Source organism: Marinobacter pelagius (assembly GCF_003315345.1).
GTDB classification, from domain to species: Bacteria; Pseudomonadota; Gammaproteobacteria; order Pseudomonadales; family Oleiphilaceae; genus Marinobacter; species Marinobacter pelagius_A.
Genome location: NZ_QNRO01000019.1, coordinates 63,672 through 87,590 on the forward strand (window position 1 = coordinate 63,672; position 23,919 = coordinate 87,590).

Genomic DNA, 23,919 nt, shown 5'->3' on the forward strand with positions numbered 1-23,919 from the left:
GCTTGAATTGCAGGTCGAATTGGCGCAAACCTGGTTAGTGCGTAACGCAGACTTGCCTCAATGATTAGCTTACGATTTACTGTTACTGAGTCAGCAATATCAGGACAGTGATATGGACCCGCAAATCCCTCGAGATCAGTTTCCCTTCGCCAATGCCCGAGTGGCAAGGCGCTGGCGCAAGTTACTGGATGAGCGCCTGAAAGACCTGGGGGTTACCCAAGCTCGTTGGTTCACCATGGTCTGCCTGCAGCGTGGTGGTGAAGGATTGACCCAGCGGGAGTTAGCCCATTTGATGACGATCGAGAATCCGACATTGGTCCGTCTGCTTGACAGCCTTGAAGAGCAGGGGCTGATTGAACGACGGCCCTGTAAGCATGATCGGCGCGTCAGGTTGCTGTACCTTACCAATACCGGTGAGCGCTTTTCGAGCGAACTGAATGAGCGGGCGAATCTCTTGCGAGAGGAGATGCTGAAAGGCATTGAAGACCAGGATCTGGAAGTCGCTCTGCGTGTGTTTGAACGGGTTATGGAAAATTCCGCCAACCCCAAATATTACTGAACCCGAGACATTTTTCAGACGCGAGCGACAAGATTAGGATTGGAGCGTTCCGCAAATTTCGCCGGCACAGGACGGTTCCATCACGGCTGGCGGTCCGTCGTTATGTGTGTTACGTTCAGTCCATGCTGAACGAAATGAACAAGTTTTGCAGCAGCCTTCCTATCATTGTTGGCGGAACACCGAATCAACTGGCACGGGAAAGTGGGGCAGCATCCGGGAGTATGGTCTTTTGCAACCGGTTCAACCCGCCTTGACAGAGGGCGCTTTATTGAAATCTCGACGTGGCAAAAAGTGTTATTGGAGTTGGTGCTCAGGTTTGTTGCTGGGCTTCCTTGTGACGTCAGCTTCCGCCGACGGCCTGCTGTCCCTGAAAGTGGAAAACGATGCCTTTTCCGCCGGTGGCGATGGTCAATACACCAACGGCGTAGAGGTGATCTGGGCCTTTGAGCCCCCGGATCGACATTGGGCCCGCCGTCTTGCGGACGTCATTCCGGGCTGGTCTGGCAGTACTCTTGCGGGCGTAACGTACCGGCTCGGGCAACAGATCTATACGCCCGAAGATATAGAGGTCGAAACGCTTATTAAAGATGACCGCCCCTATGCCGGCCTTTTGTTTGGTGGAATTTCGCTACTGAGCGAAAGGGAGCACGGTGGCTTGCGTTTGGCAGACAGCCTGCATATCGACGTGGGCATCGTAGGACCGGCTTCCGGTGCTGAGGTAGTCCAACGAAATTTCCACGATCTTATTGCGGCAGACAAGCCGAGGGGTTGGGACAACCAGCTTGAGAACGAGCCAGTGATTAATTTTGGTTATGAACGGGCCTGGCTTAAACAACAGGATGTCGCTGAGCTAAGCCTGGAATATGGACCGTCTGCCGGGTTTGCGCTCGGCAACCTGTATACCTACGCTTCCAGCGGCCTTGGGTTTCGTTTGGGAGAGGGGCTTGATCGTAGTTTCGGCATTCCGTCAGTCGCCCCCGCACAAGGCGGGCAATCTTCTTTTCGGCGGGATCGGGGCTTTAGCTGGTACGTCTTCGCTGCCGTAGAAGGGCGCTATACAGCACACAACCTGCTGCTCGACGGCAACAGTTTCGAGGACAGCCACTCCGTTGACAGTCGTGAGTGGGTTGGCGATGCTCAGGTGGGTGCGGCATTGACCTGGGATCGCTGGCAGATCGCCTACACCTACCTGTGGCGCAGCGAAGAATTCGAGGAAAAGGACGGCGTCGATCAGTTTGGATCGATCGTTCTGTCTACCTGGTTATAAGTGAAGGCATGAATTGAACGGTTTTTGAGTCTTTTGCCCATTCAGAGGTTAGTTATATGCAGACAGAGAAGAGTTTGATGGTGCGGCTATTTGGGGTCCGCATGTTGCCAATGTGGTTGGCGGTTCTTTTGCTGGCTGGTTGTGACAATTCCTCCGGTCAGGCAAAGGCTGAACGGTCAGCGCCGCCGCCTCCGGAAGTCGGGGTTGTTGAAATGCAGCCGCAGCGTGTGAACCTTTCAATGGAACTGCCGGGCAGGACCGCCGCTTACCGTATCTCGGAAGTGAGGCCGCAAGTCACGGGCATTTTGCAGGAGCGCTTGTTTGAACAAGGCGCCCAGGTCAAAGCAGGTGAGGTCCTCTACCAGATCGACCCCAACCGATACCGTGCTGCCCATCAACGGGCCCAGGCAGAACTGGAGCGCGCACAGGCCGAATTGCGACAGGCTCAGCGGGAGTGGGCACGTACGTCAGACTTGTTTGAGAAGAATGCGGTCAGCAAGCGTCAGCGTGATGAAGCGCTATCGGCCTTGGAGGCAGCCCGGGCGGATGTCTCCCGATCCGAGGCGATGGTCGAAACGGCGGGTATCGAGCTGGCGTATACCGAGGTCAAGGCTCCCATCGCCGGGCGCATTGGCCCGACACTGTACACGGAGGGTGCACTGGTAACCGCCAATCAGCCCCAGGTCCTGGCGCGCGTGGTTCAGCTTGATCCCATGTATGTCGATATTCAGCTACCGGTCGAAAAACTGGCTCGAATTCGGTCGTCTCTGAATGAGGGCGCGGCTTCTAAGCCCGGCCTAAATGAAGCCGAGACTGTTTTGTTGCGCGATGACGGTACTCTCTATCCGCATAAGGGACGCGTTGACGTTGCGGATGTTACCGTCAACCAAAGCACCAGTTCGGTCACTGTGCGGGCGGTTTTCCCCAATCCTGACGAAGACCTTCTGCCTGGAATGTACGTGCGCGTTCGCCTGAGCGAGGGGGTGCGGGAGAACGCCCTTCTGGCGCCGCAGCAGGGCGTGAGCCGTAATCCGCAAGGCGAGGCCACGGCGTTGCTGGTCAACCCGCAGGGAGAAGTTGTTGCCCGCCAGTTAGAGGCAGAGCGGGCCATTGGCGCTTTCTGGCTGGTGGAGAACGGGTTAGAGCCGGGGGATCGCCTTATCGTCTCCGGTCTGCAAAAGGTTCGGCCAGGGGCCAAGGTGAAGCCGGTTGAGGCAGATGTTCCATTACATCCCACCCAAAACCAGCAAGCCAGTGGCAAGGATAGTTCACAGAAAAGCGCCTCCGACGACGAGGGCCCCGCACAATGATTAATTTCTTCATTTCCAGGCCCGTTTTTTCCTGGGTTCTGGCCATTGTCGCCATGTTGGCGGGCATCATGGCGATCTTCGTTTTGCCGGTCCAGCGATACCCGTCGGTGGCGCCGCCGGCGGTGGAGATTCAGGCCGATTATCCTGGCGCCTCGGCGGACACCGTGTCCAATACGGTGGTTCAGGTCATTGAACAAGAGATGACCGGCCTCGACAATTTGCTCTATATGGGGTCAACAGCGGATTCCTCAGGCCACGCTACGGTTACTCTCACCTTTGCGGCGGGCACCGATCCGGACATTGCCCAGGTCCAGGTGCAGAACAAGCTCAAACTGGCGGAACCGCGGCTCCCGGAGGTGGTGCGCCAGCAGGGGATCAGCGTCGAGAAATCCAGCACCAGTTTTCTGATGGTAATGGCATTCGTCTCTACCGACGGTCGCCTCAGCAAGCTGGATATCGCCGATTTTATCAGCTCCGAGTTAGCCGAACCCATTGGACGGGTAACTGGTATCGGCAGCGTGCAGGTTTTCGGCTCTGAATATGCGATGCGGATTTGGCTGGACCCTTCGGCGTTGACCAATTACGGCCTGACCGTCGCCGACGTGAGCGCCGCCATCGAGGCGCAAAACGCCCAGGTCACCGCCGGCCAGCTCGGCGGGCTGCCCGCGGTCGAGGGTCAGCAGCTCAATGCCACGGTCACCGCCCAGACCTTGCTCACCTCAACCGAAGAGTTCCGCAACATCCTGCTCAAGAGTATGCCCGACGGGTCCCGGGTGCGCCTGGGGGATGTTGCCCGCGTTGAGCTGGGCGGCGGTGCAGTCCAGATTGACACTTTCTACGATGGCGAGCCGGCAGCCGGCCTTGGCATCAATCTGGCGCCGGGTGCCAACTCGCTTGCGGTCACAGAGGCTGTTAAAGCGCGGCTCCAGGAGCTCGAGCCGTATTTTCCGGAAGGGGTGGAGATTCGGTATCCCTACCAGACGGCCCCCTTCGTGGAGGCCTCCATCGACGCGGTGGTCACAACCATCATCGAGGCAATCGCCCTGGTGGTCCTGGTCATGCTGGTATTTCTCCAGAGTTGGCGGGCTACCCTGATACCAGCGATCGCAATCCCGGTGGTGCTGCTGGGCACCTTTGCGATCATGGCGGCCTTCGGCTTTTCCATCAACATGCTCACTCTCTTCGGTCTCGTATTGGCGATCGGCCTTCTGGTGGATGACGCCATCGTGGTGGTTGAGAACGTCGAGCGTGTGATGCATGAGGACGGCCTGAGCCCGATGGAGGCGACGCGCAAGTCCATGGGGCAGATAGCCAGCGCGCTGATTGGCATCGGCGTGGTGTTGTCTGCGGTGTTTATCCCGATGGCCTTCTTTCCGGGCTCCACCGGGGCAATCTATCGGCAGTTTTCCCTGAGTATTGCTGGTGCCATGGTGCTTTCGGTGCTGGTGGCTCTGATTCTGAGCCCCATGCTGTGTGGTCGGATCCTCAAGCCCACGCATGAAAGAACCTTGCTGCAAAAACTGTTCGGCTGGTTTGAGGCAGGCCTGGGGCGACTGACCCGGGGCTATGTCCGCCTGGTTGGCCATACGGCGCGCCACGCCTGGCTCTACACACTGGCGTTCCTGGGCATCGTCGGCCTGGTGGCCGTTCTCTTTGTGCGGTTGCCCGGCGGGTTCCTGCCCGCGGAAGACCAGGGGTTCGCCGTGGTGCAGTATCAGTTGCCCGCCGGTGCGACCCAGCAGCGCACAATCGATACGATTCAGGTTATCGAAGATTACTTCATGGACCAGGATGAGGTGCAGGGCCTCTTCACAATCGCTGGTTTCAGCTTCGCTGGCCGGGCGCAGAACGCGGGACTGGCGTTCGTCAATCTCAAGCCATGGAGTGAGCGCGATCCCGAGACGCAAAGCGCCGACGCGATCATTCAGCGGGCGAACCGGGCGCTTGCCGGGCTGGTGCGTGATGGGCGGGCTTTTGCTTTCAATTTGCCACCGATACCGGAATTGGGGCAGGCCCTGGGCTTTGAATTGCGTTTACAGGATCGGGGTGCCATCGGGCATGAAGCGCTCATGGCAGCGCAAGGTCAATTGCTGCAGTTGGCGGCCGAAAGCCCCGTGCTGACGAGTGTGCGCCCCAACGGTTTGGCGGACAATCCCCGCTACAAAGTGGACATTGATTACGAAAAGGCGCAGGCCCTTGGCATAGAGCCGTCCGAGATCAGTCGACTTCTGTCGGTGACCTGGGGCTCGCAATACGTTAACGATTTTCTCCATGAGGGGCGGGTCAAGCGAGTCTATGTTCAGGGTGATGCCCCTTTCCGGATGCTGCCTGAGGATTTTGAGGCGTGGTATCTGCGAGCCGCTAACGGAGAGATGACCCCGTTGAGCGAAGTGACGAACGGACGCTGGGAGTATGGCTCACCGCGCCTTGAGCGTTTCAACGGTGTTCCGTCCCGTCAGATTCAGGGTGAGCCGGCACCGGGCTACAGTACCGGTGAGGCCATGGCGGAGGTCGAACGTTTGATCGCTCAACTCCCGGACGGTGTGGCCGGCGCCTGGAGCGGCCTGTCCTATCAGGAGCGCCAGGCCGGTGCCCAGGCATCCCTGCTTTACGCGCTGTCGGCACTGGTGGTGTTTCTGGCGCTCGCCGCGCTCTACGAAAGTTGGACCATACCCATTTCCGTGATGCTGGCGGTGCCCTTGGGCGTACTCGGGGCGGTACTTGCAGCGATGGTTCGCGGGCTTCCTAACGACGTCTTCTTCCAGGTTGGCATTCTGACCACCGTTGGTGTGACTGCGCGCAACGCTATACTTCTGGTGGAGTTCGCCCGCTCGTTAGAGGATCAGGGAATGAAATTGATCGAGGCAACCAAGGAAGCGGCGCGAGTGCGCTTGAGGCCGATTCTGATGACATCGGTTGCTTTCGGCATGGGTGTGTTGCCGCTTGCTTTCGCCAGTGGTGCCGGTGCAACCACCCGTATTGCGATAGGAACGGCGGTTCTTGGCGGCATGATTTCGGCAACGATACTGGCGACGTTCTTTATTCCACTGTTCTATGTGGTCGTCCGCCGTATCACGGATTTTCTGAGTGGCTCCAGAGACCAGGATGACTCGGCTGCGGCCGCTCCCGGACGGGCAAATGGAGGTGTGGCTGATGACCGTTAAGGTATTGCTGACCACTTTGATGGTGTTGTCACTTGGTGGCTGCTCACTCGCGCCGACTGTTAAGAAGCCCGAGCCGTCGATGCCGGAAAACTGGACGTCCGCACGACTTTCGGCGGACGAGAAACTCCCTCTGGACTGGTGGCGTGGCTATGGCGATCCGGCACTTGTCACGCTTGTTGAGGAGGCACTTGATGCCAACAACGATCTGCAGCTCGCCGCTGCCCGGGTTGCCGAAGCAAGGGCGCTCCTTACCGGACAGCAGGCAGAACGATACCCACTTCTGGAGGTGGAGGGCTCCGCGGTGCGCCAGGGCCCGAGTGAGGAGTCCGTCAACAGTACTGGTGGTCAACCCTTCAATGATATCCAGGTTGGCGGTGTTCTATCGTACGAGCTGGATCTCTGGGGGCGGCTTGCCAATGCCAGCGAAGCAGCCCGGGCACGGCTTCTGGCCAGTGCAGCGAATCGCGAGGCCGTGCGACTGGCCGTGATTGGTGAGGTGGCCAATGGTTACTTCAATTTGCGTGCGCTTGATCGTCAGATCGACATCGCGGAACGCACCGTGTCGTCCCGCCGCGAATCGGTCGCCCTGCAACGGGCCCGGTTTGAAGGAGGCGAGATTAATGAATTGGCCCTGCGGCAGGCAGAATCCGAGCTTGCGGCCGCTGAATCCGAACTTCCGAGGCTTCGCCAACAGCGCTCCCTTCAGCGAAACGCCTTGGCAGTGCTTCTGGGGCGAGATCCACAACGGATTGTACGTAGTGATATTTCCGTAGCGAATACCATTGGTGAGATGGATGTTCCGGCCAGTATCCCTGCAGGCCGACCAGCAGATCTGATGGTTCGGCGACCCGACATTGCCGCAGCCGAACAGGAATTGATCGCGGCCAACGCCGAAATCGGTGTTGCCCGGGCGGCGTTTCTGCCCAGGATTTCATTCGAGGGGCTGCTGGGCCTGCGAAGTGCGTCCGGTGGCGACTTGTTCCAGGGTTCGGCATCCACGTGGCAGTTGGGCGGCTCGTTAGTCGGCCCGTTGCTGGACTTCGGGCGTTCCGAGGCACTAGTCAATCAGGCGGAGGCGCGTCAACGCCAGGCCCTGATTGCGTATCGTCAGGCCATTCAGGTGGCGTTTCGGGAGGTGCTCGACGCGATGGCCGGGGTGCGTGGTACCGAAGATCGCCTGGAAGCGCAGGCCCGGCAGGTAGCAGCACTGCGAAGCACGGCTAAACTTGCGCGATTGCGCTTTGAGGGTGGCGCGTCCAGTTACCTGGAGGTGCTGGACGCTGAACGAAGCCTGTTTACAACCGAACTTGATCTCGTGGAAACGCGGCGCGATCACTTGCAGTCGACGGTTAATTTGTATCGCGCGCTGGGCGGGGGTTGGCAGAATTCATTGCAATCTTCTGATTATGAAAACACTGACTGAATCAGACAGGCGTTTTATTGAGCGCCTCGGTCTTCAGGCTCAATCTGAAGGCTTTTCCCGCATCGCTGGGCAACTTTGGGCGACACTGATCGTGTCGGATGGTCCCGTCAGCTCATCGCAGCTTGTGGATACGTTGCGTGTCAGTAAGGCGAGCGTCAGTACGAATACGTGCTTTCTTGAAAGACTCGGCATTGTTGAGCGTCGAACAATGCCGGGTGAGCGCCAGGACTTCTTCGCGATTCGTCCCCATCCCTACGCTGCCTTGGTGGAAGGGCAGATAAAACGGCTCGAGGCCAGAAAGGAGGTGATCGCCGAAGCCAAGGCAACCATTACCAATGAACAAACGCTTGCCAAGCTGGCTGATCTGGATCAGTTCTACACCCTGTATTATGAGAGCTCCAAAGACCTTCTAAAGCAGCTGAAATCTCAAATCCATGGACATAAAAAATAATAACATCAAAGGTTTAACCTTGGATTTAATCCGGGCCTGAAGGAAACGCGGGCTATGTCAGAGCAACCCTGGCTGGTGTTACTGCGAGGAGGCCTGAATGGTTTTTGCCATCTGGAATGTCTGGTCAGCGGCTCAAAGCAAAGCAGACTAATTAAATTGCCTCTTGCGCACCTATCTACTGATAGGTAAATTAAACGTCGTATGCTTAATGACCAACAGAGGTAACCAATGAAAATTTACGACACTGAAGGCTTTCCCAACCCGCTGCGCGTTCGCATTGCCCTTGCCGAGAAAGGTGCCACCGATAAAGTGGTGTTTGTCCCGGTGGATGTCATGGGTGGTGAACACCGTACCACTGATTTCAGGGCAAAGAACCCCGATGCCACCGTGCCGGTACTGGAGCTTGATGACGGCACCTGCATTGCACAGTGCAACGCCATCACTGAGTACCTTGACGGTGTGTTTGACGGGCCCTCCCTGACGGGCGCCTCGCCTAAAGAGCGTGCGGTTATCGCGATGATGAATATTCGTGCCGAATCCGGTTTGATGAATGCGGTGGGCGCGTATTTCCACCACGCAACCCGGGGACTGGGGCCCGACCTTGAGACATGGCAATGTCCTGACTGGGGTAATAAGCAGAAAGAGGTCGCTCAGTCCACGATGGCCTATCTCAACGAGGTGCTTGCGGAAAACGAGTTTCTTGCTGGTGACCGTTTCACTGTTGCGGATATCACGGCTTATGCCGGACTGGTGTTTGCAGAGTTCGCCAAGGTTGACATTCCCGGTCACCTGGATCATCTCCTGGCCTGGCGTGCCCGGGTCGCGGCCCGTCCGTCGATTACCGGCTGATGCCCGGGCCTTTTGGCTTGGCGGACTGATTAACCGGAGGACAGAGCATGGAAATCAATGCAGATTTCACAAAGCCCGTGGTCATTGATACTGACCAGCTTGAGTGGCGCCCTTCACCCATGAAAGGGGTGGAGCGGCGAATGCTGGATCGTATCGGTGGCGAAGTGGCCCGTGCCACCAGTATTGTGCGGTATGCGCCAGGCAGCCGGTTCTCGGCGCACACTCATGACGGTGGTGAGGAATTCATCGTACTTGACGGTGTGTTTCAGGACGAACATGGGGATTATCCTGCGGGAACCTATGTGCGGAATCCGCCAACCACCTCTCATGTACCAGGCTCTGCCGAGGGCTGTACGATTTTTGTCAAGCTCTGGCAGTTCGACCCGGCGGACCGCACCCAGTTCAGCAAAAACATGGAAGCGGAACTGGGTGCTCCGGTGGAGGGCATTTCCACCTCGCTCCTGCATGAGGACGAGCGTGAAACGGTCACTCACCGCAAGCTTGAGCCCGGTGCTAACTTGACATCAGAGGCGGCCGGCGGGATCGAGGTGTTGGTCCTGGACGGCGATGTCACGGTAAACGATGAAGTGCTGGGCAGGAATGCTTGGCTGCGTCTGCCCGAAGGAGAAGCATTGTCCGCAACGGCCGGAGCCCGTGGGGCGAAAATCTGGATGAAGACAGGGCACCTTCGGTTTGTCAGGACCCCTGAAGTGTAACCAGCAGGAGCCTGAACATTTCTGGGCTGCCAAAGAGCCAAAAAGGGCTTGATCAGGGGAAGGAATCGTAACCTTCCCCTGATCAAGGTGCCATACACGGCAACTGCCTGAGTGAACGACGTTAACCATTGACTAATTATGAACCGTGACACAAGAACCGCCCTGTTAGACTTCGCAGAGCGCACCGCCCGATCAAGAGGGTTTGACGGATTCAGCTATGCGGATCTCGCGAAGGCCATTGGCATCAGAAAGGCTTCCATTCATTATCATTTTCCGACCAAGGCGGACTTGTCGGAGCGTTTGATCGAGCGGTATCACACCAGCCTGAAAGAGCGGCTGGTTGAAATAGAGGCGGCCTGTTCCAGCGCCGGCGAACGCCTGAGTGCTCTCATCGCTGTGTACCGAAGTGCCCTGCATGACGGCCAGACCGTCTGCCTGTGCGTTGCCTTTTCAATCTGTCGCGAAAGCCTGCCCGAGGCGGTTGTCAACCGGGTGGGTAGCGTTCGGGCAATGGTGCTGGACTGGACCAGGGCAACCTTTGAACTGGGCCTGAGGGATGGGTCAATTTCGTCCATTTCTGATCCCTCACAAGAAGCCTGCGCAACCCTGGCCACGCTGGAAGGCGCCCACCTGGCGGCACGCACAGCACAAGACCCAGCTCCATTTGATGCGGCTACACAACTTTTAAGGGCTCGCTGCCAAAGTGCTTCGGAAGGGAACAACACTGGCGCTTGAATGGCAGTGAATGAGACGCGACAGAAAGTCGTGACATTAACCTGTTATCAGGAGGTGCAACATGACCCCTCACAACCTGCCAAGATTTGATCACAATCCGTTACGCTACACAGCACTCGGAAACTCGGGCTTGTTCGTCTCCGAACTCTGCCTGGGAACCATGACCTTCGGCGGTGATGAAGACATCTGGGGCCTGATCGGCCAGTTGCAGCAGGAACAGGCCGACGAACTGGTGAAGATCGCTCTGGAGGCGGGAATCAACTTTATCGATACCGCCAACATCTATGGCTTCGGGGCCAGCGAGCGCATCGTCGGCCAGTCCCTGAAGAACCTCGGCGTTCGCCGGGAAGATGTCGTGCTGGCCACCAAGGTGCTCGGCCCCATGGGCGAGGGCCCCAATGCCCGTGGTGCTTCCCGTGGCCACATCATGAGCGAATGCAAGGCGAGCCTGGCGCGATTGCAGACCGATTACATTGATCTGTACCAGATCCATGGCTTTGATCCGGCCACCCCGATCGAAGAAACCCTGGAGGCACTGAACACCCTGGTGCAACAGGGCCATGTGCGTTATGTGGGCTTGTCTAACTGGGCCGCCTGGCAGGTCATGAAGGCCATCGGTATCACCCGGGCCCGCAACCTGTGCCCGGTAACGTCTCTGCAGGCGTACTACACCCTGGTGGGGCGCGACCTGGAACGGGAGGTGATCCCCATGCTGGCGTCGGAAAAGGTCGGGTTGATGGTGTGGAGCCCGCTGGCCGGCGGTTACCTTTCCGGCAAATACGAGGATCCGGACGTATCCGAGGAGAACCGGCGCACTAAGTTCGACTTCCCTCCGGTTAACCGCGAGCGGGGCAAAGAGGTTATCAAGGTCATGCGTGAGGTGGCTGACGGAAAGCAGATTGACGGCGAACCCGTCACCGTGGCCCAGATCGCTCTTGCGTGGCTACTGCACCAGGAACCTGTATCCAGTGTTATTGTTGGTGCCAAGCGACCAGATCAGTTGAAAGCCAATATCCGGGCCGCACAGATCCGATTGTCTGATGACGAGCGTAAAGCTCTGGACGAGGTGAGTCGTATCCCGGAGGAGTACCCGGGCTGGATGATGGCAATGATGGCCGGGTACCGAAATCCTTCCGAGCCTTAATCCGATAGCGACCCACTGCACACATTTCGCTGCGCCTTGGCTGCGCAGCCAAACAACGGGAAAACTCGTCTATGCTGTCAAAAGTTAAACGTCCGTGGCTACTGGCCACATCGACGACGCTGTTGGTTGTTTCAACCCCGGGCCTGGCAAACTCGGCGTGGGACGCCAGCCTGGGTGCGGGTGTACTCTATACTCCGGACTACCTTGGCAGCGACGATTATGAAACCAGGGTCTGGCCGACGATCAATGTGAGCTATGGTGACCGTTTCTACTTTAACATTCGCGATGGTCTTGGCTGGAACCTGATTCGCCACGGCAACTGGAAGCTGTCGCCCTTTATTGGTTACATTCCGGGGCGCGACAATGACGAGGATCTTGAACGCCTGGACAAGATTGATGGCGGCGCGATCGCCGGCTTGCGCGTTGCTTACAACCACGACGCATGGTCGTACAGCGCAGCCGTCCAATCTCCCTTCACCGGCGATGTCGATGGCTATCAGGTGGTGCTTAAGGCACGATGGCGGAACCAGTTCAGCGATCAATGGTTTGCCTCCCTGGGGCCGAACCTGACCTACAGCAGTGATGACTGGACAGACGATAGGTTTGGTATTTCCGATACGGAAAGTGCCCGCTCCGGCTTGGCCTCTTATAGCCCTGATGGCTATGCCCGGTATGGCCTGACAGGCAGTTTAACCTACTCGTTGTCTGCGCAATGGTCGGTCACCGCGACCGCTGGGGTGTCACAATTAACCGGCGATGCCGAGGATAGCCCGATTGTCAGTGATATCGGGGAGGCTACCCAAGCCTACACCGGTGTTTTTATGAGTTACCGATTCTGAATGTCTTCGGGGACCGGGGCAATTCTTGTCACGGGAATGGGCAAGTAACCCCTGAATCTCCCGGTTCTGGCTTCGTCGGCTATGTAAGGATTACTTCGGAGCTCAAACACCTGGCTCACTTTTCCTTTAACCGAAACCAGAGTGCGTAAAGCGCCGGAACAAACAGTAGGGTGATCAGAGTGCCGACTGCTACGCCCCCTATAAGTACATAAGCGAGCGGCCCCCAGAACAGGTCAAAGGTCAGAGGTACAAACGCCAGAACGGCCGCCAGGGCAGTGAGTACCACGGGGCGAGCGCGTTGGACGGCTGCCTCGACCACGGCTTCCCGAGCAGCCATCCCAGTTGTGAAGTTGTCCTGCACCTGCTGCGTCAGAATCATGGTGTTTCGCATCAGGATACCGCCCAGGCCAATGAGCCCCAACAACGCGGTAAAGCCAAAAGGTTGATTAAACAACAGCAAAGCCAGCACAGCGCCAATGAGTCCCAATGGCGCGGTGGCCAGAACGGTCAAGGTGCCGATAAATGAACGCATCTGAAGCATGATGAAAATCAGCATCAACGCCAACATCACCGGTTGTAAAGTCTGAATGGAGGCGTTGGCTTTGGCGGATTGCTCCACCGTACCGCCAATTTCAATACGATAACCGTCCGGTAACCGTTCACGCAGGCCTGCCATCGTACTCCAGATCTCTTTGGTGACATCCGGTGGCTGGGCGCCTTCCACATCCGCCTGAACGGCCAGGAAGGGGGCGCGGTTGTAACGCTTTATAACCGGTTCCTCATAACGAACCTGCCACTGCCCCAGTTGTTTTACGGAGAGTTTGCGGCCGTCGCGGGTTTTGATTTCAAGATCTTCGGGCATCATGATTTCACCGCGGGCATTACGCGCCACCAGTTGAACGCTCCTTATGCCCTGGCGTAACTCGGTAACGGCCACGCCGCGAAGCTGGAACTGGAGTTGCCGTGCAACCTCTGCCGGGGTCAGGCCCATCCAGCCCAGGTTTTCCGGGTCCAACTCAAGATAGAGCGTGGGCACACGCTCATCCCATTCGAGGTGCGGCATGACGATGTTCGGATGCCCGGTCATGAGAGTCCGAATCTGGTGCGCGATCTCTCTGAGTTGATCGGGTTCCGGACCCAACACTCGAAAACTGACCGGCCAGGCCACCGGCGGGCCGTACAGCAAACGCGTTACACGCACTCTCGCCTCAGGAAACTCACCCGCCGCGATTTTGGCCTCCAGCGTCGAGATGATGTGATCGCGCCCTTCAACGTCCTGCCCGATGGCAATCAACTTGGCAAACGCCGGGTCCGGCTGCTCGGGGTTTGCCGATACGAAGAATCTGGGTGCACCGGCACCGATGTAAGCGGACAGGCTTTTAACCTCCGGCATGTCCATCAATATCGCTTCGAGGCGTCTGACGCTTTGATCCGTGGTGGCAATAGCGCTCCCCTGCGGAGCATAGACACTGATCAGAACCTCGGGGCGATCAGAACTGGGAAAAAACTGCTTCTGTACCTGGGCTGCCATACCGAAAGCACTGAGAGCCAGTAAACCCACTGTGAGAAAAACGACGGTTTTCCGGTACCTTACACACGCTGCAATCACCCCACGCAACCGCTGATAAAAAGCGCTTTGATAAAGGTCCTGGCCAGTATGCCCGATGTAATCGGGCAATAGCTTGACGCCCAGATAAGGCGTAAAGGTGACCGCCACCCCCCAGGAAATCAGCAACGCAAAAGCCAGCACCCAGAAGATGTTACCGGTGTATTCCCCGACACCCGACTGAGCAAAGCCGATGGGGACAAAACCGGCCACTGTTACTAGCGTTCCAGACAGCATGGGCGCGGCTGTGACGCTCCAGGCATGACTGGCTGCCCGTACCCGGTCCCAGCCACTCTCCATCTTCACAATCATCATTTCAATGGCGATGATCGCATCGTCCACTAACAGGCCCAGTGCGATAATCAACGCGCCCAGGGTGATGCGGTCCAGGTTAATGCCCGCTATTTTCATCAATAAAAAGGTCAGCCCGAGAGTAACGGGAATCGCAATGCCCACCACTAAACCCGCACGCAGGCCGATCGCCAGAATACTGACGCCCATTACGACGACCAATGCCACCAGAAACTTGACCTGAAAAAGATCAACGGCCTGAGTGATGGCCTCAGCCTGGTTGGTCAGGGTCTGTATTGACATCCCCAGGGGCAGCCTGGCCTGTTCAGTGCTGACAAACTTACTGAGCCGTTCACCAAACTCCAGGCCATTTTCGCCCGCCTCCATGACGACGCCCAGGAGGATCGCATCCTCACCGCTGGAACGGACGATGTAGTTCAACGGATCTTCATAGCCCAAACGCACCTCGGCCAGATCAGACACGGTGATAACTTGGTCTCCGATACGCAGAGGTACTGAGGCGAGGCGCTCAAGGTCAGACAGGTCAATGTTGCTGCGGACATAAACCCGCGGGCCGGCAAGATCAACAAAGCCCAGAGGCTCAAGGCGATTGTTGGCCTCTATCGCCTGCAACACTTCTTCTGCCGACAAGCCGAGATTGTTGAGCCGGTCCTGATCAAACTCGAGATACACCCGCTCAGGACGCTCGGCCAGGATCTGTGCCTTTTGCAAGCCGGGTAGCCGTTGCAGGCGATCTCGTATCGCTTCTGCCTCGCGGGTCAGTTCACGCATTGGCATTCCCGGTGCTGTGAGGGCCATCAGGGAGAAATACACGTCTGAGAAATCATCGTTAACGATGGGGCCGATGACACCACGGGGGAGATTGGGGCTTTCATCGGACATGCGCTTGCGAACTTGATAGAAGAGATCGGGCATTTTTTCACTAGGCGTATAATCCTGGAACCGGATAAGCATGGTGGCCTGTCCGGGCCGAATGGTGGTTTCAACAGTGTCGAAATACGCCACTTCCTGTATTCGTTTTTCCAGGCGGTCCACCACCTGATTCCGTAGCACCTCAGGGGTTGCTCCTGGCCAAACCACAGAAACCACCATTGCCCGGACAGTGAACGCAGGGTCTTCCGCCCGACCAAGGGATGAGAACGCGTAGAAGCCCGCAACAACGGACATCAAAAGAAAAAAGAGGGTGACCGAACGCTCGCGCACTGCCAGTGCGGAAAGATTAGGCAGGCTCATTGAGCCAGCTCCCGCACCGCCATGCCAGGCGTGAGCAGGTGTGTCCCTAATGCGACGATCGGCGTAGTCGCGTTGATGTTGGCCCGGATCTGCGCATACTCCTCACCCAAATCGATAACCTCGACCGCAAGGGGGGTCACCATGCCGTCGGAGACCAACCAGACCTGCGGCGTTTCTCCTCTCTCATCAAGGGCACCCAGCGGTACACGATGGCTGGCCGTGGTTTGTTTCTGCATCAGCCGGACACTCACCACTGAACCAAGCGTTAAAGACGAAGGGTAGGGCCCCTCCAGGCTGTATCGGGCACGCCAGCTCCGGCTTCTGGCGTCGGCAGCCCCGGCAATCTCTCTCAGATTCACCGCAAGCTGTTCGCCATTGGGTAAAGGAACATAACCTTGCCGGGGCGGGTTGCTGCCCTGAGGTAAAAAGACCTCGACTTCCAGGGATTGATCTTCAGCCAGAACGGCAAGGGTTTGACCGACACCCACAACCTGGCCGGGCTCAACGATGACCTCGGTGATCACGCCTGCATTGGCGGCTTTTAGTTCCGCATATCCCAGAGCATTCTGAGCCTGCTGATTTCGTGCAGAAGCCGTTTCCACCTGGCTGCGTGCTTCACGCTCCGCCAGTTCAAGGCGTTGCAGGGTTTGTTCGCTGACAAACTGACGTCCTACCAGTTCCTGCTGTCGCTGGAGCTCATTAGTGGCAATGGCCAGGGCCGCTTCTGCACGCCTCAGATCTGCGGCGGCCCCCTCCGCGGTTGCGATAAGGTCTCGTGAATCGAGTTTGAACAGTAAGTCGCCTTTTTCCACGCGCTGACCGGGATCGATGAAACGTTGTTGAATCCGGCCGGCGATCTGAAAGGCCTGGGGAACTTCGTGGCGGCCTCGCAGGGTTCCTGAAAACCTCTGAGATGTTGGACCTGCCTCCTTCAATTCCACTGTTTTTACCCAGGGAACAGGGGGGCGGGCCTCTGGAGGCGTTTCCGCGGACTGCTGACAACCTGACAGAATGAGCAGCGAGATAAACAGGGTCAGCAGAAAGCGCATGGCAGATGTCTCGATCGGCAAGATTAAGGTGTGGATATCAGTTCTCGCGGCATCCAGATAAAGCTAGTTGCAGGATAGCATCGCGAACGATGTCCTTCTGCTCCATAGGCAGAAAATGGGTCGTGCCCTCAAGAACCCTGACGTCAGCCGAAGGCAGCAGGGCCTTCAGGCGTTTTTGTGCCTTTGGTGAGAAGGTTGACCCGCGTTCCGCGGCCAGTGCTATAACCGGGCACCGCAACTGACGAATACCGGGCCAGGGGTTGTGTTCGGTATGGGCAAAGGTGGTGCTCTCCCATTCGGGCGCACACGCCAATTGAACTTGGTCACCCTGCGGCACGAAGGCGTGTTGGACGTAGGCGTTCAGCCATGCTTCGGGCCAGGTCTTGAAGCCACCGCGGCCACGATAGTTGTCCAGCGCAGCAGCGTGCGAATCAAATACCCTGCGCCGACGTGCCGCTCCGGCGGCCAGCGACAACCGATGTGACTGACGCAGCAGCTTGGCCAGCCCCAACTTCAGGCCCTGCACCGGATCCATGATCACCGGTTCCGCCAGAATCAGACCCAGCACTTTGTCAGGCCGCCGGGCAGCGGCCATGATGCTGGTGGTGGCACCGATGGAATGGCCGGCAAGCCAGACCGGTTCGTCCAGGCATTCCAGCAGAGCGATCAGGTCGCGATAATAGGTTTCCCAGCCCCGGAATGTCGACAGGTTGGCTGCACCAACGCTGGCCCCGTGTCCTCGCATGTCCCAGGCCAGGACATTGACGTCCGTGGCGAGCTCGTCAAGCAGTGGATGGTACAGGCGGCCATGGAAACCCGTGGCATGGGCCCAGTGCAGTGTGGGTCGCGCTTTGGATTGCGGCCAGCGCCACAGTGCGATATCGGCGCCATCCGTCGCCCGGAATTCGTCGCGTTCAGGTGTGTTGTGCTTAATGTCCATGACGGTCTTCTTGTTGGGCGGCCATTGTCGGGAGCAATAACTGAACCTGACCAGTGGCGATCGGTTTTTTATCATCGCCTTGCCAGCAGGTCACCTGGACCAGGCTGGTGCGCCTGCCTTGCCGAATAATGTCGGCCCTGGCGAACGTCGATCGGGCCTTCGCGGAGCGGAGGTAATTGATGTGGCTGTCGAGAATGCGCGGGCAACGTGTCTCTGCATCCTGGCTTTGCGCAGCCACCCGCGCGGTGAGTTCGATCAGGGCTCCAAGCACGCCGCCATGGAGGGCTGGTAGCATGAAGTTGCCAATCAGCGCTTCACGACACGGCAAATGAACCAATACGCCTACATCACCGCGCTGAACCTCAAGCCCGAGGTGCTGTGCATAGGGAATGCGCTCCAGAAGAGCCTGCCAGTCAGCACATTCTTTCGCACTTTCCGCAGTGCCTGAGATTTGTGGGGCCGAATCGCCAGTCGTGCTCATGCGCTCTCCTTTCCTGGTCCACCTGCATGCAATTGCTGTCCCTGGGTGTTACGCATGAAGGTGGCGTTTGCCGTCGCTAGTAACTCGCGATTTCCCTCGCTAAGGATGTCACAATGAATAAACGCGACATCGTCCGATAAATGACGACAGGTGGCCACCGCTGACAGGGCCCGGTCGCCGATGGCAGGCCGCAAATAATCCATGCGCAGATCCAGAGTGGCAATGGGCATCAACTCCAGGGCACCCGCGAATACCGCCAAGCCTCCGGCGGAGTCTGCCAGCGAGTAAAGTACGCTGGTGCAGATTTCTTTTGTATCCTTATGGGCGAACATCCATGACTGCGGGGTTAGCCGCATACAGACCTGGCCCTGGTCTACCGAGACAACTTGCATGCCCAGATCCCTGCCGTGAGGAACCTGTTCGGTGAACTGCCACGCCGTCGTCACAGCGTCACTGTGCTGAAGTTTGTTCAGATCGTTCATCAGATCCGCCCAGTCTGACATGCATTTCGCGCAGGGGCGGAAGTGTAGAGGACCAGTGGATTGTCATAGGTCATTGCCATGGCGTTCTCTTGTGAGTAGCATTGTTTCCAAAGTTTGGTTGGTCAACCAACCAAAAGTCAACACTTTGTTAATCCAAATGGCACGGCACCGGTGTAATGGCGTGCGATCAGTGAAACGAATCGAATGATGGCTGCTCTGATGATTAATAAACGGGATTGCTCAGGAGATGGTTAAGCCATGGTTGACAGACAGATTACCCCTGCAAGCAAATTAGGCGATCAGGGTAACGTTTTGTCTAACGCCGCCCGGCTCTTTCGAGAGAAAGGTTTTGAAAGGACGTCTCTAAAGGAGATTGCCGAAGCCTGCAATATGCTGCCCGGAAGTCTGTATTATCGTTACAGCAGCAAGGAAGCGCTGCTCGTTGAGCTGATGCGTCGGGGAGTAGACCTGGTTACAACAGAGGTTGAAACCGCGTACGCCAGCTCGGACGATCCCGTGGAACGATTGCGTCTTTGTATCAACGCACATTTGCACGCCCTGCTGGTTGATTCGGATACGGTTTACGTACTTTTGTTTGAGTGGCGTTCACTGAGCGCGGAGGCCCGCGGGGACATCATCGCTTTGCGTGACCAGTATGAATCCCTTTGGGCCGAGATCATCGAAACGATGATTGAGCAAGGCGTGATTCGGAAGGATGTCAATGCTCGCCTGCTTCGCCTAATCGGCCTCGGGGCGCTCAACTGGGTCGCAACCTGGTTTGATCCGAAAGGTGTCTATACACTCGACGGCATTGGTGATTTTGTCTGGAACGTCATCATGGATGGTGTAATCAGGAAAAGTGTACGAACATAGGCACTGGCTCCCCAAGCGTAATTAGCGCCGGTTTATGTTTGTTAATCACGTGTATAGATGGTGTGTGATCTGACGTTTAGCCTGAATTGCTCAGGTGGCTGGCCAAACCAGCGTTTGAAGGCGCGTCTGAAATTGGCACTGTCGTGATAATTCATCAACGCGGCAATGGCCTCGATTGACAGTTCGCTGTCACGCAGGTATAGCGCTGCCTGCTGAGACAGAATCTCGTCACGGATTTTTCGAAAACTGCTGCCTTCATGGTTGAGTTTACGCGCCAGGGTGCGTTTGCTGATGAACAGAGAAGCAGCCGCTTCCTCTTCACTGAGCGTTCCCGGCGGCCGGGACAACATCATCTTCTTCAGCCGGGTCTGGTAGCTTGGCTTATCGGACTGAAGTTGCGCAAGCATGGCTTCACACTGTCGCATGGCCAGATGATAGTTTTCATGATTGGCAGAGGCGTTTGGTTCCCGACACAAGGCCATCGGCAAGCTGAGTTTTAATTGGCTGCAATCAAAGTGAATCTGCCCGGACAAAAAGTCCGAATACGTTGCGTGATACTCGGGTTTCGGATGGGCAAAGCATACTTCAGCCTCGCGCAAAGGGCGGCCAACCATGAACTCGCCGAATTCGAAAAGTGCCTTGACCATCGCATCCGACAGGCAACGCTGTATGTCATCGTCTAATGGCCCCAGGTACTGCAGAATACATTCCAAACGCTCACCGACTTGCTGCAAGTGCAACTGGATGAAGCTCGCGCGCGTGGGCAGGAATGTCCGAATCGCGTGTAGAGCAGTGAGGAGGTCGGGGCTGCTGTAAGCCACGAACCCCATTGCTCCGTGGGTTGCCGGAGTCATTCGTTTACCCAGCCTTAACCCAAATTCTGGCTGGCCGGACAGATCCATTGCATTACGCAGGATCTGTATCTGCTGAGCCACAGTAAGCAGTCCGTCCTCGCTCAAAAATTGCGTCACCCCAAGTCCAGTGCCCCGCAGCAGACGCGGAAGTTGTCTGGCTGTCAGATTCAGCTCACGTGCAACTAGCCGTGAGTAATTCGATGGAATATCCGGACCGGGACTTTGCAACTCCTCCATTTTCTTCCGCGCCGCCATCATTGATACCCCCCTTCCTAAAGTTTCGCCATTTTGTCTTCAAATGACCCCTGCTTGTCAAGAAATGACCTGAAAAATATGCTGGCAGACAGGCAATATCTGTCAATCATCAATGCTGGTAGGAGAACAACATTGGGCAAAGTTACGTTTATCGAACATGATCAAACTGAACATGTCGCAGAATTCAAAGCTGGTTCCTCGGTAATGCAAATCGCTGTTGATAGCGCCATTCCCGGTATCGACGGGGATTGTGGGGGGGAGTGCGCCTGCGGTACCTGCCACGTTATCGTCACGAACGAATGGTTCAGCAAGACAGGCACGCCTGGCAATGAGGAAGAACAAATGCTGTCAATGACACCGGAGCGGGCGAGCACTTCGCGCCTGGGCTGCCAGGTGGTACTGACTGATGAAATGGACGGCATGACCGTGCATTTACCCGAGTTCCAGATGTGAACACAGGAGGACGCATGCCAACACTGCCCAGAACATTTGACGACATTCAGTCCCGACTGATTAACGCCACCTCCAGGGTGGTGCCGATGCAGAGGCAAATTCAGGGACTGAAATTCTTAATGAGCGCCAAGAGGAAGACCTTCGGCCCACGCCGACCGATGCCCGAATTCGTTGAAACACCCATCCCGGACGTTAACACGCTGGCCCTTGAGGACATCGATGTCAGCAATCCGTTTTTATACCGGCAGGGTCAGTGGCGCGCCTATTTCAAACGGTTGCGTGATGAGGCGCCGGTCCATTACCAGAAGAACAGCCCTTTCGGCCCCTTCTGGTCGGTAACTCGGTTTGAAGACATCCTGTTCGTGGATAAGAGTCACGACCTGTTTTCCGCCGAGCCGCAAATCATTCTCGGTGACCCTCCGGAGGGGCTGTCGGTGGAAATGTTCATAGCGATGGATCCGCCGAAACACGATGTGCAGCGCAGCTCGGTGCAGGGAGTAGTGGCACCGAAAAACCTGAAGGAGATGGAGGGGCTGATCCGATCACGCACCGGCGATGTGCTTGACAGCCTGCCTACAGACAAACCCTTTAACTGGGTACCTGCTGTTTCCAAGGAACTCACAGGCCGCATGCTGGCGACGCTTCTGGATTTTCCTTACGAGGAACGCCACAAGCTGGTTGAGTGGTCGGACAGAATGGCAGGTGCAGCATCGGCCACCGGCGGGGAGTTTGCCGATGAAAATGCCATGTTTGACGACGCGGCAGACATGGCCCGGTCTTTCTCCAGGCTTTGGCGGGACAAGGAGGCGCGCCGCGCAGCAGGCGAGGAGCCCGGTTTCGATTTGATCAGCCTGTTGCAGAGCAACAAAGAAACGAAAGACCTGATCAATCGGCCGATGGAGTTTATCGGTAATTTGACGCTGCTCATAGTCGGCGGCAACGATACGACGCGCAACTCGATGAGTGGTGGCCTGGTGGCCATGAACGAATTCCCCAGGGAATTTGAAAAATTGAAGGCAAAACCGGAGTTGATTCCGAACATGGTGTCGGAAATCATCCGCTGGCAAACGCCGCTGGCCTATATGCGCCGAATCGCCAAGCAGGATGTCGAACTGGGCGGCCAGACCATCAAGAAGGGTGATCGAGTTGTCATGTGGTACGCGTCGGGTAACCGGGACGAGCGCAAATTTGACAACCCCGATCAGTTCATCATTGATCGCAAGGACGCACGAAACCACATGTCGTTCGGCTATGGGGTTCACCGTTGCATGGGCAACCGTCTGGCTGAACTGCAACTGCGCATCCTCTGGGAAGAAATACTCAAGCGTTTTGACAACATCGAAGTCGTCGAAGAGCCCGAGCGGGTGCAGTCCAACTTCGTGCGGGGCTATTCCAGGTTGATGGTCAAACTGACACCGAACAGTTAATTAACCGATTGACCAGGATGGCATCCGAACGTGTGGAGAGTCCAATCCCAGGGCACAGCGAAAGAGATAGCCTATGGTAAGCAAACGTAAAGAGAGGACGGTCATTGTTGGCGGTGGGCACGCAGCAGGTGCCCTCCTGACAGCCTTACTCCAAAAAAAATATCAACATGAGGTCGTTCTGGTGGGGAATGAACCTCATCCGCCCTACCATCGACCGCCGCTGTCCAAGAATTACCTGACAGGAGACGTTGATCAGGAGTCGCTGTACCTGAAACCGCGCTCGGTATACGAGAACGCAGGCCATCAGTTGCGGCTCGGTGTGCGCGTCGAACAAATTGATCGGGACAGTAGCACCATCAGCTTGTCGGATCAGAGCAGGCTGCAATACGATCGACTGGTCCTGGCCACCGGGTCACACCTTCGACACCTGAACGCGCCCGGGGCTGACTTAAATGGCATTCATTACCTGCACGACATAGCTGATTCAGAGGTACTGCGTGAACAGTTAGTTGCTGGAAAGCGCCTGGTCGTCGTGGGTGGTGGTTACATCGGCCTTGAGGTGGCGGCCAGTGCCAACAAAAAAGGTGTTAATGTCACGGTGCTAGAAGCCGCCGAACGTCTTATGCAGCGCGTTACGGGCCCGGAAATATCAGCGTTCCTTTACGACAAACACCGTGGCGCCGGCGTGGACGTACGTCTGAACACAGCGGTAACCGGCTTCGAAGCGGGCGATCAGGGGCATGTGGCTGGCGTGACGTTGGCGGACGGAAGCACCGTACCGGCCGACATCGTCCTTGTGTCGATCGGCATTATCCCGGAAACCGCTCTGGCTAAGGACGCCGGCCTGCCCTGTGATAACGGTATTATTGTTGACGAATTTACCCGTACCGAGGACCCCGCCATCTTGGCGATCGGTGACTGCACCCGGCACCGGAATCTTTTCTTCGAGAAGATGCAACGACTCGAGTCTGTCGCCAATGCTGTCGATCAGGCTCGTACAGCCGCGGCAACCCTGATGGGTGAGGAGAAACCCTATGATAGCGTTCCATGGTTCTGGTCAAACCAGTACGATGTTCGTCTGCAGATGGTAGGATTGTCGCAAAATCATGATCAGCGAGTGGTTCGAGGCACCCCCGAGGATAAAGGATTTGCCGTGTTCTATCTCCGCGAAGGCTGTGTTATTGCTGTTGACGCGGTCAACCTGCCCCTTGCTTTTTTGGTAGGCAAGACACTCGTTCAACAACGCAGAACGATCAACCCGGAACTAATAGAGGATCCGGATACTGAACTGAAATCTTTGGTGAACGGAAGGCTCCAGAGTTGAAGGCAATATGTTGCGTGGCAACCGAAGCAGCCAGTCACCGGAGTGAGCCAATAAATATGAACTTGATCCTCTTAACAATAAAAGGGTATACGGATTTAATGGTTGATGGGGCACCTTCACCCCATCAATCTGATACCACCCTCAGATGGTTGATAGATCGACTCCGTAGTTGA

General features: G+C 56.9%; 21 protein-coding genes. 15 read left to right on the plus strand and 6 right to left on the minus strand.

Annotated elements, in window-relative coordinates; translation table 11 throughout:
- The first annotated feature begins 112 nt into the window (after positions 1-112).
- From DET50_RS15040 to DET50_RS15090, 11 genes are all read left to right on the plus strand, one after another.
- Positions 113-559 carry a MarR family transcriptional regulator gene (locus DET50_RS15040; RefSeq protein ID WP_011784123.1) on the plus strand — a complete coding sequence of 149 codons (447 nt, stop codon included), beginning with the start codon at positions 113-115 and terminating at the stop codon, positions 557-559.
- A 316-nt stretch (positions 560-875) separates the two neighbouring features.
- Entirely contained in the window at positions 876-1,826 is a 951-nt protein-coding gene (locus tag DET50_RS15045) for a lipid A deacylase LpxR family protein (RefSeq protein ID WP_258546138.1), read from the plus strand.
- A 56-nt stretch (positions 1,827-1,882) separates the two neighbouring features.
- Positions 1,883-3,136 carry an efflux RND transporter periplasmic adaptor subunit gene (locus tag DET50_RS15050; protein WP_011784125.1) on the plus strand — a complete coding sequence of 418 codons (1,254 nt, stop codon included), beginning with the start codon at positions 1,883-1,885 and terminating at the stop codon, positions 3,134-3,136.
- Entirely contained in the window at positions 3,133-6,300 is a 3,168-nt protein-coding gene (locus DET50_RS15055; protein WP_011784126.1) for an efflux RND transporter permease subunit, read from the plus strand. Before DET50_RS15050 ends, DET50_RS15055 begins: the two co-directional genes overlap by 4 nt.
- On the plus strand, positions 6,290-7,723 hold the full coding sequence (locus tag DET50_RS15060; RefSeq protein ID WP_011784127.1) for an efflux transporter outer membrane subunit: 1,434 nt from the start codon (positions 6,290-6,292) through the stop codon (positions 7,721-7,723). The genes DET50_RS15055 and DET50_RS15060 overlap by 11 nt, the downstream gene beginning before the upstream one ends.
- Complete coding sequence (locus tag DET50_RS15065; protein WP_011784128.1) at positions 7,707-8,174, plus strand: GbsR/MarR family transcriptional regulator; 468 nt, start codon at positions 7,707-7,709, stop codon at positions 8,172-8,174. The genes DET50_RS15060 and DET50_RS15065 overlap by 17 nt, the downstream gene beginning before the upstream one ends.
- Positions 8,175-8,402: 228 nt before the next feature.
- Positions 8,403-9,023 (plus strand): glutathione S-transferase family protein, encoded by a 621-nt coding sequence (locus tag DET50_RS15070; protein WP_011784129.1) that lies wholly within the window; start codon positions 8,403-8,405, stop codon positions 9,021-9,023.
- Between the two features lie 47 nt (positions 9,024-9,070).
- Positions 9,071-9,739, plus strand: coding sequence for a cupin domain-containing protein (locus DET50_RS15075; protein WP_011784130.1), 669 nt, complete (start codon positions 9,071-9,073; stop codon positions 9,737-9,739).
- Between the two features lie 138 nt (positions 9,740-9,877).
- Positions 9,878-10,474, plus strand: a complete 597-nt coding sequence (locus DET50_RS15080) for a TetR/AcrR family transcriptional regulator (RefSeq protein ID WP_011784131.1) — start codon at positions 9,878-9,880, stop codon at positions 10,472-10,474.
- Positions 10,475-10,535: 61 nt separating this feature from the next.
- Positions 10,536-11,618 carry an aldo/keto reductase gene (locus DET50_RS15085; RefSeq protein ID WP_011784132.1) on the plus strand — a complete coding sequence of 361 codons (1,083 nt, stop codon included), beginning with the start codon at positions 10,536-10,538 and terminating at the stop codon, positions 11,616-11,618.
- 71 nt (positions 11,619-11,689) lie between these two features.
- Entirely contained in the window at positions 11,690-12,457 is a 768-nt protein-coding gene (locus DET50_RS15090) for a MipA/OmpV family protein (protein WP_011784133.1), read from the plus strand.
- A gap of 115 nt (positions 12,458-12,572) precedes the next feature.
- On the opposite strand, the gene DET50_RS15095 is transcribed toward DET50_RS15090, so the two are convergent.
- The 5 genes from DET50_RS15095 to DET50_RS15115 are packed head-to-tail and all read right to left on the minus strand — an operon-like array spanning position 12,573 to position 18,560.
- Complete coding sequence (locus tag DET50_RS15095; RefSeq protein ID WP_011784134.1) at positions 12,573-15,608, minus strand: efflux RND transporter permease subunit; 3,036 nt, start codon at positions 15,606-15,608, stop codon at positions 12,573-12,575.
- Complete coding sequence (locus tag DET50_RS15100; RefSeq protein WP_011784135.1) at positions 15,605-16,657, minus strand: efflux RND transporter periplasmic adaptor subunit; 1,053 nt, start codon at positions 16,655-16,657, stop codon at positions 15,605-15,607. Before DET50_RS15100 ends, DET50_RS15095 begins: the two co-directional genes overlap by 4 nt.
- A 37-nt stretch (positions 16,658-16,694) precedes the next feature.
- A complete protein-coding gene (locus tag DET50_RS15105) occupies positions 16,695-17,597 on the minus strand; it encodes an alpha/beta fold hydrolase (protein ID WP_011784136.1) in 903 nt (300 codons plus the stop codon).
- The gene (locus DET50_RS15110; protein ID WP_011784137.1) at positions 17,587-18,078 is read right to left on the minus strand and encodes a PaaI family thioesterase; all 492 of its coding nucleotides are present in this window, start codon (positions 18,076-18,078) and stop codon (positions 17,587-17,589) included. The genes DET50_RS15105 and DET50_RS15110 overlap by 11 nt, the downstream gene beginning before the upstream one ends.
- Positions 18,075-18,560, minus strand: a complete 486-nt coding sequence (locus DET50_RS15115) for a PaaI family thioesterase (protein ID WP_031209883.1) — start codon at positions 18,558-18,560, stop codon at positions 18,075-18,077. The genes DET50_RS15110 and DET50_RS15115 overlap by 4 nt, the downstream gene beginning before the upstream one ends.
- Positions 18,561-18,818: 258 nt before the next feature.
- Between DET50_RS15115 and DET50_RS15120 the strand changes: the two genes are divergently transcribed.
- On the plus strand, positions 18,819-19,433 hold the full coding sequence (locus tag DET50_RS15120) for a TetR/AcrR family transcriptional regulator (RefSeq protein WP_011784139.1): 615 nt from the start codon (positions 18,819-18,821) through the stop codon (positions 19,431-19,433).
- A gap of 41 nt (positions 19,434-19,474) precedes the next feature.
- Here the strand turns inward: DET50_RS15120 and DET50_RS15125 are convergent, their stop codons facing one another.
- Positions 19,475-20,545, minus strand: coding sequence for a transcriptional regulator CypR (locus DET50_RS15125; RefSeq protein ID WP_011784140.1), 1,071 nt, complete (start codon positions 20,543-20,545; stop codon positions 19,475-19,477).
- A gap of 129 nt (positions 20,546-20,674) precedes the next feature.
- Between DET50_RS15125 and DET50_RS15130 the strand changes: the two genes are divergently transcribed.
- The 3 genes from DET50_RS15130 (at position 20,675) to DET50_RS15140 (ending at position 23,746) form a co-directional block, all read left to right on the plus strand.
- Positions 20,675-20,995: a 2Fe-2S iron-sulfur cluster-binding protein gene (locus tag DET50_RS15130; protein WP_031209878.1), complete on the plus strand. Its 321-nt coding sequence runs from the start codon at positions 20,675-20,677 to the stop codon at positions 20,993-20,995.
- 14 nt (positions 20,996-21,009) lie between these two features.
- Positions 21,010-22,422: a cytochrome P450 gene (locus DET50_RS15135; protein WP_011784142.1), complete on the plus strand. Its 1,413-nt coding sequence runs from the start codon at positions 21,010-21,012 to the stop codon at positions 22,420-22,422.
- Between the two features lie 73 nt (positions 22,423-22,495).
- Positions 22,496-23,746, plus strand: a complete 1,251-nt coding sequence (locus DET50_RS15140) for an NAD(P)/FAD-dependent oxidoreductase (protein ID WP_011784143.1) — start codon at positions 22,496-22,498, stop codon at positions 23,744-23,746.
- The last annotated feature ends 173 nt before the right edge of the window (positions 23,747-23,919 follow it).

Bases quoted from the DNA above. Each gene is read 5' to 3' on its own strand.
- DET50_RS15040 (WP_011784123.1), top strand. From the start codon at position 113: ATGGACCCGCAAATCCCTCGAGATCAGTTTCCCTTCGCCAATGCCCGA.
- DET50_RS15050 (WP_011784125.1), top strand. From the start codon at position 1,883: ATGCAGACAGAGAAGAGTTTGATGGTGCGGCTATTTGGGGTCCGCATG.
- DET50_RS15055 (WP_011784126.1), top strand. From the start codon at position 3,133: ATGATTAATTTCTTCATTTCCAGGCCCGTTTTTTCCTGGGTTCTGGCC.
- DET50_RS15060 (WP_011784127.1), top strand. From the start codon at position 6,290: ATGACCGTTAAGGTATTGCTGACCACTTTGATGGTGTTGTCACTTGGT.
- DET50_RS15065 (WP_011784128.1), top strand. From the start codon at position 7,707: ATGAAAACACTGACTGAATCAGACAGGCGTTTTATTGAGCGCCTCGGT.
- DET50_RS15070 (WP_011784129.1), top strand. From the start codon at position 8,403: ATGAAAATTTACGACACTGAAGGCTTTCCCAACCCGCTGCGCGTTCGC.
- DET50_RS15075 (WP_011784130.1), top strand. From the start codon at position 9,071: ATGGAAATCAATGCAGATTTCACAAAGCCCGTGGTCATTGATACTGAC.
- DET50_RS15080 (WP_011784131.1), top strand. From the start codon at position 9,878: ATGAACCGTGACACAAGAACCGCCCTGTTAGACTTCGCAGAGCGCACC.
- DET50_RS15085 (WP_011784132.1), top strand. From the start codon at position 10,536: ATGACCCCTCACAACCTGCCAAGATTTGATCACAATCCGTTACGCTAC.
- DET50_RS15090 (WP_011784133.1), top strand. From the start codon at position 11,690: ATGCTGTCAAAAGTTAAACGTCCGTGGCTACTGGCCACATCGACGACG.
- DET50_RS15095 (WP_011784134.1), bottom strand. From the start codon at position 15,608: ATGAGCCTGCCTAATCTTTCCGCACTGGCAGTGCGCGAGCGTTCGGTC.
- DET50_RS15100 (WP_011784135.1), bottom strand. From the start codon at position 16,657: ATGCGCTTTCTGCTGACCCTGTTTATCTCGCTGCTCATTCTGTCAGGT.
- DET50_RS15105 (WP_011784136.1), bottom strand. From the start codon at position 17,597: ATGGACATTAAGCACAACACACCTGAACGCGACGAATTCCGGGCGACG.
- DET50_RS15110 (WP_011784137.1), bottom strand. From the start codon at position 18,078: ATGAGCACGACTGGCGATTCGGCCCCACAAATCTCAGGCACTGCGGAA.
- DET50_RS15115 (WP_031209883.1), bottom strand. From the start codon at position 18,560: ATGAACGATCTGAACAAACTTCAGCACAGTGACGCTGTGACGACGGCG.
- DET50_RS15120 (WP_011784139.1), top strand. From the start codon at position 18,819: ATGGTTGACAGACAGATTACCCCTGCAAGCAAATTAGGCGATCAGGGT.
- DET50_RS15125 (WP_011784140.1), bottom strand. From the start codon at position 20,545: ATGATGGCGGCGCGGAAGAAAATGGAGGAGTTGCAAAGTCCCGGTCCG.
- DET50_RS15135 (WP_011784142.1), top strand. From the start codon at position 21,010: ATGCCAACACTGCCCAGAACATTTGACGACATTCAGTCCCGACTGATT.
- DET50_RS15140 (WP_011784143.1), top strand. From the start codon at position 22,496: ATGGTAAGCAAACGTAAAGAGAGGACGGTCATTGTTGGCGGTGGGCAC.